9 protein-coding genes are annotated in these 11,488 nt (G+C 50.0%); 5 read left to right on the top strand and 4 right to left on the bottom strand.

Going from position 1 to position 11,488, the window contains the following annotated elements; all coding sequences use genetic code 11:
* Positions 1–178: 178 nt before the first annotated feature.
* Positions 179–925: a DUF4369 domain-containing protein gene (locus tag Q3C19_RS14355; RefSeq protein WP_071149479.1), complete on the bottom strand. Its 747-nt coding sequence runs from the start codon at positions 923–925 to the stop codon at positions 179–181.
* A 132-nt stretch (positions 926–1,057) separates the two neighbouring features.
* Between Q3C19_RS14355 and Q3C19_RS14350 the strand changes: the two genes are divergently transcribed.
* The 5 genes from Q3C19_RS14350 (at position 1,058) to Q3C19_RS14330 (ending at position 7,765) form a co-directional block, all read left to right on the top strand.
* Complete coding sequence (locus Q3C19_RS14350; RefSeq protein ID WP_071149478.1) at positions 1,058–2,290, top strand: anaerobic sulfatase-maturation protein; 1,233 nt, start codon at positions 1,058–1,060, stop codon at positions 2,288–2,290.
* Positions 2,291–2,393: 103 nt separating this feature from the next.
* Positions 2,394–4,553, top strand: coding sequence for a S46 family peptidase (locus Q3C19_RS14345; RefSeq protein WP_277120900.1), 2,160 nt, complete (start codon positions 2,394–2,396; stop codon positions 4,551–4,553).
* A gap of 103 nt (positions 4,554–4,656) precedes the next feature.
* Positions 4,657–6,819 carry a S46 family peptidase gene (locus Q3C19_RS14340; protein ID WP_302730192.1) on the top strand — a complete coding sequence of 721 codons (2,163 nt, stop codon included), beginning with the start codon at positions 4,657–4,659 and terminating at the stop codon, positions 6,817–6,819.
* A 68-nt stretch (positions 6,820–6,887) separates the two neighbouring features.
* Positions 6,888–7,187, top strand: coding sequence for a thioredoxin (gene trxA / locus Q3C19_RS14335; RefSeq protein ID WP_022164228.1), 300 nt, complete (start codon positions 6,888–6,890; stop codon positions 7,185–7,187).
* Positions 7,188–7,345: 158 nt separating this feature from the next.
* Entirely contained in the window at positions 7,346–7,765 is a 420-nt protein-coding gene (locus Q3C19_RS14330; protein WP_302730190.1) for a co-chaperone YbbN, read from the top strand.
* A 13-nt stretch (positions 7,766–7,778) separates the two neighbouring features.
* Here the strand turns inward: Q3C19_RS14330 and Q3C19_RS14325 are convergent, their stop codons facing one another.
* From Q3C19_RS14325 to Q3C19_RS14315, 3 genes are all read right to left on the bottom strand, one after another.
* A complete protein-coding gene (locus Q3C19_RS14325; RefSeq protein WP_302730188.1) occupies positions 7,779–8,678 on the bottom strand; it encodes a histidinol-phosphatase in 900 nt (299 codons plus the stop codon).
* A 77-nt stretch (positions 8,679–8,755) separates the two neighbouring features.
* Positions 8,756–10,627 (bottom strand): ribosomal protection-like ABC-F family protein, encoded by a 1,872-nt coding sequence (gene abc-f, locus Q3C19_RS14320; RefSeq protein ID WP_277120897.1) that lies wholly within the window; start codon positions 10,625–10,627, stop codon positions 8,756–8,758.
* A 27-nt stretch (positions 10,628–10,654) separates the two neighbouring features.
* On the bottom strand, positions 10,655–11,461 hold the full coding sequence (locus Q3C19_RS14315) for a DUF3805 domain-containing protein (protein ID WP_277120896.1): 807 nt from the start codon (positions 11,459–11,461) through the stop codon (positions 10,655–10,657).
* Positions 11,462–11,488: the final 27 nt, after the last annotated feature.

Genomic DNA, 11,488 nt, shown 5'->3' with positions numbered 1-11,488 from the left:
AGTGCCTATTAGAAAAAAATATTCCCCAGTTGGAAAAAGATTTTTTCCCAACTGGGGAAAATAATATAGTGCATATACAGCTACGTCCGCTTCAAGTAAAAAAAATCCCGTATCACTTTCATCCGAAATGCAATCCACTCCGTTCCTGTGATACGGGAAAATATAAATAAATAAAATATCAGTTAGCGCTTCCTGCCGCACTCAGTCTTTTCTGTTCTTCGATCAGCTGCATGTTCTCCTTCGCCTTTGACAGGAAATCTTTCACAAAGAAGTTTTCCTTAAAGCTGGTAGGAGCTGTTCTCATAATATCTTCTATCTGCGGAGTCATCATTGGATAAGGCAGTGTACTGCACAACATCATGAAGACGCTAGGACCTAGTACATTCTCGTAGTTTTCGGCAATAAAACCTTTCACATAATCGTTCATTTCCTTCAGCAAGTCTTCACTTTCCTTATTCAGCTGTTCGTGAATATCCTCCAGATTAGCACCATCAAGTACCATACGTGCCTCTTTCCGGTCTACCTCATCAAGTTGCAATTCAAGCGAGTTACGCTTTTCTATAAACTCATAAAGGGCATCATTCAAAGGAGTTCCTTTAGCCATCAATTGTTCATTGGATAAAGTCACTTTAATTTTTCCACTCTCCAAAACAACCGGCATAATGCCTTCATCGTCCATATACAGGGTTACCATCCTAACCGAGTCCACAGGCCCTTCCATATGAAAAAAACCGTGAATCACCTCGGCCGAATCAACCGTAATCCATTGTCCATCATTCTGAAAGACTTTAAGAAACAGCATTTTTCCATCAAGACTGGTAATAGAAGAGGTACCCTCAACTTTATACTTGTTGCGTCCGCAGGAAGAAAACAGTAACAATGTAATCAAAAAAGGTAAAATATAGCTTATCTCTTTCCTAACCATACATCAAAGATTTATGATTTTCTGAGGTGCAAAGGTATTAATAATCCTTATAAAGAAAGAGGTAAAAAACGTATTTTCATTTGCTTTACGTATTTTTGCACATTAATTAATCAAAAGCATTAAAAACTAAATATGTCCACTTATGCACCTTTTGCCAAACCGCTCTATGTGATGCTGAAGCCCGTAGGAGCCGTATGCAATTTGGCATGTGACTACTGTTATTACTTGGAAAAGTCCAAGCTGTACAAAGAAAATCCCAAGCATGTGATGAGTGAAGAACTGCTGGAAAAATTCATCGAGCAATATATCAATTCGCAAACCATGCCACAGGTTCTTTTCACCTGGCACGGTGGTGAAACCTTGATGCGTCCCCTTTCCTTCTATAAACGGGCCATGGAGTTGCAGAAAAAATATGCCAACGGGCGTACCATCGACAACTGCATACAAACCAATGGCACATTGCTCACCGACGAATGGTGTGAGTTCTTCAAAGAAAACAACTGGCTGGTAGGTGTATCCATCGACGGACCGCAAGAGTTTCACGATGAATATCGTAAAAACAAACAGGGACGTCCCTCCTTCCATAAGGTGATGCAAGGCATCAACCTCCTGAAAAAGCACGGAGTAGAATGGAACGGCATGGCTGTAGTCAACGACTACAATGCCGATTATCCTGAAGAATTCTACCGCTTCTTTAAAGAGATTGGTTGCCATTACATCCAGTTTGCTCCTATTGTAGAACGCATCATGCCTCACGGCGACGGACGCCATCTTGCATCGCTGGCCGATAGCGGCGAGATACCATTGGCCGACTTTTCCGTTACGCCGGAACAATGGGGCAACTTCCTTTGCCGTCTGTTCGACGAATGGGTAAAAGAAGATGTAGGAACTTATTACATACAGCTGTTCGACTCTACCCTGGCCAACTGGGTAGGGCAACAACCGGGTGTCTGTTCCATGGCACGTACGTGCGGACATGCCGGCGTAATGGAATTCAACGGCGACGTTTATGCGTGCGACCACTTTGTCTTCCCCGAATATAAGCTGGGCAACATCTACCAACAGACGCTGGTGGAAATGATGTACAGCGAACGCCAGCAGCGCTTCGGACAAAACAAGTTCGACTCTCTTCCCCGCCAATGCAAAGAGTGCGAATGGCTCTTTGCCTGCAACGGTGACTGCCCCAAGAACCGCTTTGCCCGTACAGCAGACGGTGAGCCGGGACTGAATTATCTTTGCGCTGGATACAGGAAGTTCTTTAGCCACGTAGCTCCATACATGGACTATATGAAAAAGGAACTGCTGGCCGAACGTGCTCCCGCCAATGTGATGCAAGCCATCCGTGAGGGAAAGTTTACGAGTTGACAAGAAGGCAACTGACAAGAAGCAGGAGACCATTTCTTCATCAACTCGTCAACTCGTTAACTCGTTTACTAAATAACTTTAAACCAAATAACTTAATCACTTTATGAGAATCAAAAAGTACCTTGTTGCGGCCCTTGCCGCAGCATTCACCTTCTCGGCACAGGCCGACGAAGGCATGTGGCTGCTCCAACTCATCAAGCAGCAGAATTCCATTGAAATGATGAAAAAACAGGGACTGAAGCTCGAAGCCGAAGACTTGTACAACCCCAACGGCGTGTCGCTGAAAGATGCTGTCGGCATCTTTGGAGGTGGTTGTACTGGTGAAATCATCTCGCCAGAAGGCCTCATCCTGACCAACCACCATTGCGGATATGCCTCCATTCAGCAACATTCCAGTGTGGAGCACGATTACCTGACTGACGGTTTCTGGGCCAAGAGCCGTGCCGAGGAACTGCCCACTCCGGGACTGAAATTCCGTTTCGTACATCGTATTGTCGACATCACCGACTTGGTGAATGCCAAAATAAAAGCTGGTGAGACAGACGAATACAAAGCCATGACCCGCCCCTTCCTCAACCAGTTGGCCAAAGAAGAGATGGAAAAGAGCGATCTGAAAGGCAAGCCGGGCATCGAGCCTCTTGCACTGCCTTTCTATGCCGGAAACAAATACTACCTTATCTATTATAAGGTATATACCGACGTACGTATGGTAGCCGCTCCCCCTTCGAGCGTGGGTAAGTTCGGCGGTGAGACTGACAACTGGATGTGGCCGCGCCACACGGGCGACTTCTCCATGTTCCGTATCTATGCCGACAAGAACGGCGAACCGGCCGAGTATAGCAAGGACAATGTTCCCCTGAAGACTCCCAAGTATCTCAGCATCTCACTCAAAGGTCTGAACGAAGGTGACTATGCCATGATTATGGGCTTCCCCGGTTCTACCGAACGTTACCTCACCCAAAGCGAAGTACGCCAGCGCATGACGGCTATCAACCAGGCCATGATAGACATGCGTACCGTCTACCTGGACGTGCTGAAGAAGTACATGCGCCAGAGTGACAAGACCCGCATCCAGTATGCCAATAAGTTTGCTGGCAGCAGCAACTACTGGAAAAACTCCATCGGTATGAACAAGGCCATTGTAGACAACAACGTACTCGAAACCAAGGCTGAACAGGAAAAGCGCTTTGCCGCCTTTGCCCAAGGTAAGCCCGAATACGAAGGTGTGGTAGAGAAGATAGACGCCCTCGTTGAAAAGATGACCCCCGCACTGCGCCGTACCGAATATCTGTACGAAGCCCTGAACGGAGCCATCGAGTTCGGCTGCCCGCCCGCACTGATGGACAAGATGAAGGAAGCCATCGAAACGAAGAACGACTCCCTGCTGCAGGCTACCAAGAGACAGCTAGAATCGGTATACGAAGGCATCTACAACAAAGACTATGACCAGCAAGTAGACCGTGCCGTAGCCAAAGCCATCCTGCCTGCCCTGGCCAAGGCGCTGACACCCGAAGAACTGCCCGCTTTCTACCAGACCATCGAAAAAGAGTACAAGGGTAACTATGACGCCTACGTGAACGATCTCTTCGATACATCCACCATGGGCAGTCGTGCCAACTTCGACAAGTTCCTGAAGAAGCCCAGCGTGAAAGCCATCGACCGTGACATGGCCACCGCCTACAGCCGCGCCAAGCTCGAAGCCATCAAAGCTGCCTCAAACGAATACAGCCAACCGTCCAAAGAACTTAGCCTGCTGCACAAAGCCTATATCCGCGGACTGGGTGAAATGAAGCAGCCAGTGCCCTCCTATCCCGATGCTAACTTCACCATCCGTCTGACATACGGCAACGTGAAGTCGTACAACCCGAAGGACGGTGTACACTACAAGTACTTCACTACCACCGACGGTATTCTGGAGAAGGAAGATCCCGAAAATCCGGAATTCGTAGTGCCTGCCAAGCTGAAAGAGCTCATCCAGAAAAAAGACTTCGGCCGCTATGCCATGGCCGACGGCACCATGCCTGTCTGCTTCCTGACGACGAACGACATTACCGGCGGTAACTCCGGTTCGCCCGTCATCGACGGCGAAGGCCGCCTCATCGGCTGCGCCTTCGACGGCAACTGGGAATCACTGAGCGGCGACATCAACTTCGACAACAACCTGCAACGTTGCATCGCCCTCGACATCCGCTACGTGCTCTTCATCCTTGAAAAGCTGGGCGGCTGCGGCCACCTCATCAACGAGATGACCATCGTAGAGTAATAAAATAAAAGGCACGGATTACACGGACAATCACGGCAATAGAAACAACCGTGAACCTTCCGCAAGATCCGTGCCTGTTTTTTCACCTTAAGCCCCATTCATTATGAAAAGACTGTTATTTGCGGCAGCCCTGTCTGCCCTGACACTCCCCGCACTGGCCGACGAAGGCATGTGGATGCTGACCGACCTGAAGCGGCAGAACGAAGTAGCCATGCAGGAACTGGGCCTGCTCATCCCAGCCGATTCCATCTACAACCCCGAAGGCATTGCCCTGAAGGACGCCGTCGTACACTTCGGCGGAGGTTGCACGGGCGAAGTCATTTCGGCCGAAGGCCTTGTGCTGACCAACCATCACTGCGGCTACGGCGCCATCCAGCAGCACAGCAGCGTAGAGCATGACTACCTGACCGACGGTTTCTGGGCCATGAACCGCCAGGAAGAACTGCCTTGCAAAGGCCTTACCATCACCTTTATCGACCGCATACTGGACGTGACGGACTACGTGCAGCAACAGCTGAAGAAAGATCCCGACCCACAGGGAACCAACTATCTTTCGCCCAAATACCTGGCTCAGGTATGCGAACGCTTCCTGAAAGACCAGAACATCACTCTGGGCAAAGGCGGCAAGGCTGAACTGAAGGCCTTCTACGGCGGCAACCGCCACTACCTGTTTCTGAAAACCGTCTACAACGACATCCGCATGGTGGGCGCACCGCCTTCGAGCATCGGCAAGTTCGGAGCCGACACCGACAACTGGATGTGGCCACGCCACACGGGCGACTTCTCCCTGTTCCGCATTTATGCCGACCGTGACGGACAACCGGCCGCCTACAGTCCCGACAACCAGCCCCTGCATGTCAAGAAACACCTGCGCATCAGCCTGGCTGGCTTCAAGGAAGGCGACTTCGCTTTCGTCATGGGCTTCCCCGGACGCAACTGGCGCTACATGATAGCCGACGAGGTGGAAGAGCGCATGCAGACCACCAACTTCATGCGCCACCACGTACGCGATGCCCGCCAGCGCGTTCTCATGGAACAGATGTTAAAGGACGATGCCGTACGCATCCACTACGCCAGCAAGTATGCCTCCAGTGCCAACTACTGGAAGAATGCCATCGGCATGAACGAAGGACTCGTACGCCTCAAGGTGCTCGACACCAAGCGTGCCCAGCAGGAAGCTTTGCTGGAACGTGGTCGCCAGACAGGCGATACCTCCTATCAGGCTGCTTTCGACCGCATCCAGGCCATCGTGAAGCAACGCCGTCCGGCCCTCTACCATCAGCAAGCCATTCAGGAAGCACTGGTCACCGCACTCGACTTCATGCGCATCCCCAACACCACTTCCCTGACCACAGCCCTGAAGAACAAAGACAAAGCTGCCATTCAGGCAGCCAGCGACAGCCTGAAAAAAGCTGCCGACAAATATTTCGCCTCTATTCCCTACCCCGAGGTTGAGAAACTGGTAGGCAAGGAAATGCTGCGCACATACGCCCGCTACATTCCCGAGGATCAACGCATCGGCATCTTTAAAGTCATCGACCGCCGGTTCAAGGGAGATACAGATGCTTTCATCGATGCCTGCTTCAAGTATTCTATCTTCGGCAGCCGCGAGAATTTCGACAAGTTCATCCGCAAGCCCAAACTCTACAAGCTGACGGGCGACTGGATGGTGCTGTTCAAATACTCCATCACCGACGGTCTGTTACAGACAGCCCTTGCCATGATGGACGCCAACCACGACTACAACAACGCTCACAAAATTTGGGTAAAAGGCATGATGGACATGCGTCAGGCTAACGGACAGCCCATCTATCCTGATGCTAACTCTACCCTGCGCCTGACCTACGGCAAGGTGGCTTCGTACGAACCGGCTGACGGAACGGTATACGACTACTATACCACTCTGGACGGTGTGATGCAGAAAGAAGATCCGACAAACTGGGAATTCGTTGTCCCCGACAAATTGAAGCAACTATGGAAGGCTAAAGACTTCGGCCGCTATGCCCTGCCCGACGGACGCATGCCAGTCTGCTTCATCGTCGATACCGACAACACGGGCGGCAACTCGGGTAGCCCCGTGTTCAATGCCAAAGGCGAACTCATCGGTACCGGTTTCGACCGCAACTATGAGGGTCTGACAGGCGATATCGCTTTCCGTCCTTCGTCGCAGCGTGCAGCCTGTGTAGACATCCGCTATACGCTCTTCATCATCGAGAAATATGCAGGTGCCTCACACCTTATCGACGAACTCGACATTGCTGAATAATTGACTGGAAGAACAAAAACGGCACACTGTTTGTTAGAAGTATCAAGAACTATTTATTCAGAACAATTATGGAAAAATTTGAAAACTTGATCAACAGCACAACAGTGCCCGTACTTGTAGACTTCTACGCAACCTGGTGCGGTCCCTGTAAGATGATGCACCCCATATTGGAAAACGTAAAAAGCCGTGTGGGCGACAAGGCACGCATCGTTAAAATAGATGTAGACGAACAACAGGCATTGGCCATGCAGTACCGCATACAGGCCGTACCCACCCTGATGCTCTTCAAGAACGGACAGCAGGTATGGCGACAGTCCGGAGTGGTACAAAGCAACGAACTGGTCAGCCTGATTGAACAATATGTATGATAGCTGCGAGTGACGAGCTACAAGCTACGAGTGACAAGTGTATGATGAGGGTATAATTCACGATTTATAAGTTTATAGCTCACTACTCGTAGCCCATATCTCATCACTCGTAGCTCGTAACTCGTAGCTCGTAGCTAATAACTAAAACTAATAAAGATATGAAGAAACTATTGCTAACGCTGGCTCTCGCAGCCACCACACTTCTGGGTTACGCCCAGGAAGTCGTTGTGATGGACAAAGCCATGTTCATCGACAAAGTATTCGACTATCAGAATGAAAAAGAATGGAAATACAAAGGCGACAAACCCGCCATCATTGACCTTTATGCCGACTGGTGCGGTCCATGCCGCAAGGTAGCTCCCATCATGAAAGAACTGGCCAAAGAGTATGCCGGCAAAATCACCATCTATAAAGTAAATGTAGATAAGGAGAAAGAGCTGGCTGCCTTGTTCAATGCTACCAGCATTCCTCTCTTTGTGCTCATTCCGATGAACGAGAAACCTCAACTGTTCAGCGGAGCTGCCGACAAGACAACATACAAGAAAGCCATCGACGACTTCCTGCTGAAGAAGGAATAAACCTTCAGACCGGCTACCTTAACGGAACTTCTGCCCACTGACCCGCACGCAATTGCATCACAGATGCAAAGCCTGCATTCCGCAAAGCCCGAAAAGCAGCGGACATGCCACTGCTAATACGTTCGGGATAGTGGGCATCACTGTTTACTTGAATACGGATTCCCAACTCGCGCAGCAGAGGGAAGTAACGTTCGTCCGGATAGAAAACACCCAACTCCTCATAAGCTTTCGTATTGACTTCCATCTGATATCCCCGACGGGCAATCTCGGCAAAGTAATCGCATACCAACTGGTCGTACCAAAGTTCATCCATGATGCCGGGACGACAACAAGCTGCATTGTAATGCACCTTGTCGGCATGACCTACAATGTCGAAACCACCCAGTTCCACCATCCGCCACGAGCGTTCGTAATACTGGCGTACCACCTGTTCCACATCACCATGAAAATGTTCGTCAACCATCTGCCGGAACTTTCCAGCGGGTAGATCGGCATCTACCACCTTGCCCGTTTCATCGTATAACAAGTGAACCGACCCGATGCGATAATCCAACGGCAAACGCTGGAAACATTCGGCTGCCGGATTGCTTTCTTCGTTCAGATAATCTATCTCCAACCCGATATACAGCTCAATCTGTCCGGCATACTTCTGTCTCAATCGTTGGAATTCGGCCAGATAATCCTCCATACGATCCCACTCCATCGTCCAAGCTGTAGAGAACGGAAGAGGAGCGTGCGACGAGAAACCGTAAGAAACAAAACCACGGCTTACGGCAAAACGTACAAAGTCTTCCATTCCGGCACGGCCGTCGCAGTAGAGAGAATGGCTGTGGTAGTTAGCCTCACCCCCCTGCCCCCCTTTCCCAAAGAGAGGGGGAAGTGGACGGGTCTGGTTATCAGTTATCGATTGCATATTATATACATACTATTTTTTAATAAAAGGAAACTTCTACTCCCCTCTCCTTGGGAGAGGGGCCGGGGGTGAGGCTTTTATTCTATCTCACTCAACTCCAGCCATCGCATCGTCTTCTCGTCAATCAGCTCCGTCAACTGTGGCAAACGTTTCGACTTCTCCGTCAGCTCTTCCACCGACAGCGCTCCGCTGCACAACGCTTCTTCTATGTTTTTCTTTTCGGCTTCCAGAGTGGCTATCTCCTGTTCCAGTTGTTCGAACTCGCGACGTTCCTTGTAAGTCATACGACGCTTATCGTTCAGGCGTACCTTGGCAGTCTTAGCTTCCTGTGGTTTAACGGCTGCCTGCTGCTCTTTGTCATGACGCGCCTTTGCCTCCTTCCATTCCCGATACTGGGTATAGTTACCGGGGAAGTCGCGGATATCACCTCCACCGTTGAACACCAAGAGATGATCTACTACCTTATCCATAAAGTAACGGTCGTGGCTCACGACGATAATACACCCCTTGAAGCTTTGCAGATACTCTTCGAGCACTTGCAAGGTAACGATGTCCAGATCGTTCGTCGGCTCGTCGAGCACCAGGAAGTTCGGATTGCGCATCAGCACCGTACAGAGGTAAAGCCGCCGGCGTTCTCCGCCGCTCAGTTTATAGACGTAACTGTGCTGAGTTTCGGGAGTAAAAAGAAAATGCTGCAAAAACTGCGAAGCAGTAAGCCGCTTGCCGTTGCCCAGTTCAATAACTTCGGCAATGTCACGGACTACGTCGATCACCTTCATCTGTTCGTCAAACTGAAGTCCGTCCTGCGAATAGTACCCAAAACGCACCGTCTCACCAATGTCCAGTGTGCCACTGTCTGGTTTCACCAGTCCCATCAGTATCTTGATAAAGGTCGATTTTCCGGTACCGTTGTTACCGACAATACCCATCTTCTCGTAACGGGCAAAGATATAAGAGAAATCATCCAGTATTTTCAGATCACCAAAAGACTTACTCAGGTGGTCGGCCTCGAATATCTTGTTGCCGATGTACGAAGCCTTCACATCGAGTTTGACGTTGGCATCGTAAAAACGCTGCTTTGCCACCTTCTCCAGTTCATAGAAAGCATCTTCGCGATAACGCGCCTTGTGTCCGCGTGCCTGCGGCATACGGCGCATCCACTCCAGCTCGGTACGATACAAGTTGTTGGCACGTTCAATTTCTACCGTCTTGGCATCGATCCGTTCCTGTCGTTTCTCCAGATAGTAGCTGTAGTTTCCTTTGTACGAATAAATCGTGCGGTTATCTATTTCGATAATCTCGGAACATACCCTGTCGAGGAAGTAACGGTCGTGGGTGACCATCAGCAGAGTCAGGTTCGTACGCCGCAGATACTCTTCCAGCCACTCGGTCATGTCGAGATCAAGGTGGTTGGTGGGCTCATCCAGAATCAGCAAATCGGGTTCGGTAATCAAGGTGTTGGCCAGCGCCACACGTTTCAACTGTCCGCCCGAAAGGTGCTTTACTTGCTGGTCGAAGTCGCGTATCTTCAGCTGAGAAAGTATCTGTTTGGCTTTCTGCTCATAATCCCAAGCTTTCTCCTGATCCATGCGAAGCAAGAGTTCATCCATACCGGGATGACCTTCGGTTGCCAAGCATCGTTCGTACTCCTTAATCAGATCCACGGTGCTGTTGCCATGATGAAAGCAGGCTTCGAGCACCGTCAGTTCTTCGGGGTAATGCGGACTTTGCTCCAGATAGCCCACACGAAGGTCTCGACGAAAGGCTATCTTTCCCTCGTCGTAACCTTCCTTACCCGACAGGATACTCAGTAAAGTGGACTTTCCGCTTCCGTTTTTGGCAATCAGTCCCACACGCTGCCCTTCGGCCAGCCCGAAGGATATATTTTCAAATAAGACCAAATCGCCGAACGACTTGGTAAGGTTTTCTACTTGTAATATTGAAGACATTATTTAAAATGAAGAATGATAAATGAATTAACCATTGTTACAGTAGGCTTCGGCCAGGTTGACTTTCTCGCCCGCTTTCACCTTGCTCCATGCCAGCTTCATGGGATCGACCCACTGCCCGGTGGCAGTGTTGAACAATACGGGAGCTTCACGGTTGCCGTCAATTAACGTACGCCACTCCATTCCGTCTTCCTCGTTTGCCATAATGACACAAAGAGTAATACCCATAGCCAGCCAATGGTCCTTTTTCTTAGGCCCTATCACACCACGGTCTACCACCTGCTGCATGTTTTCCACATCGGCTTCCACTCCCTGGAAATCTTTCTTCAGCAAGTCTTTCACCGTATTCGACACCCATTCATAAGCTTCGTTAATCTGGCAGATTTCCGAAACACGCACAGGTATCAGCTCGGCCGGATATTTCACACCCTGCTTCCGCACTTGCAACGAAGCAATCACCTGTTCGGCTTCGGCCACAGGCTGCCCCTTGCGAACGGTAAACGAACATTCGAATGCTACATCGTCGATACCCGTTATCCAGATGTGCGAAGTGTAATGTTCGCCATCTTCTTCGAACGTTTCACGGCTGTAGGCACAGTCCAAGGCTCCTACCCTGGCCCGGCGTGCGGCAGGATTTTCTTTCAGTTCCAGGCTGACGCACTCACGTCCGTACCCTTCCTGACCCCGATAAGCCGAAATGCGGAAGTTTCCAGTCCATTCTTCGGGATTATAAAAGAGGAACGAACCTTCACCGTCCTCGAATTCGTTCCATGTTGCCGGATATTGCATGGAGAACCAGGCTCCCGGCGAAATATACTTTTTCTGTTGTTCCATAATGTGATTCCATTCAGAGTTGGTTGG

Origin of the sequence: Bacteroides sp. ET489 (genome assembly GCF_030518095.1) — a bacterium.
GTDB classification, from domain to species: Bacteria; Bacteroidota; Bacteroidia; order Bacteroidales; family Bacteroidaceae; genus Bacteroides; species Bacteroides ndongoniae.
This window is presented reverse-complemented; position numbering and strand designations above follow the sequence as displayed.

What these genes read in the sequence shown, in the direction of transcription:
- Q3C19_RS14355 (WP_071149479.1), bottom strand. Translation starts at nt 925, where the DNA reads ATGGTTAGGAAAGAGATAAGCTATATTTTACCTTTTTTGATTACATTG.
- Q3C19_RS14350 (WP_071149478.1), top strand. Translation starts at nt 1,058, where the DNA reads ATGTCCACTTATGCACCTTTTGCCAAACCGCTCTATGTGATGCTGAAG.
- Q3C19_RS14345 (WP_277120900.1), top strand. Translation starts at nt 2,394, where the DNA reads ATGAGAATCAAAAAGTACCTTGTTGCGGCCCTTGCCGCAGCATTCACC.
- Q3C19_RS14340 (WP_302730192.1), top strand. Translation starts at nt 4,657, where the DNA reads ATGAAAAGACTGTTATTTGCGGCAGCCCTGTCTGCCCTGACACTCCCC.
- trxA (WP_022164228.1), top strand. Translation starts at nt 6,888, where the DNA reads ATGGAAAAATTTGAAAACTTGATCAACAGCACAACAGTGCCCGTACTT.
- Q3C19_RS14330 (WP_302730190.1), top strand. Translation starts at nt 7,346, where the DNA reads ATGAAGAAACTATTGCTAACGCTGGCTCTCGCAGCCACCACACTTCTG.
- Q3C19_RS14325 (WP_302730188.1), bottom strand. Translation starts at nt 8,678, where the DNA reads ATGCAATCGATAACTGATAACCAGACCCGTCCACTTCCCCCTCTCTTT.
- abc-f (WP_277120897.1), bottom strand. Translation starts at nt 10,627, where the DNA reads ATGTCTTCAATATTACAAGTAGAAAACCTTACCAAGTCGTTCGGCGAT.
- Q3C19_RS14315 (WP_277120896.1), bottom strand. Translation starts at nt 11,461, where the DNA reads ATGGAACAACAGAAAAAGTATATTTCGCCGGGAGCCTGGTTCTCCATG.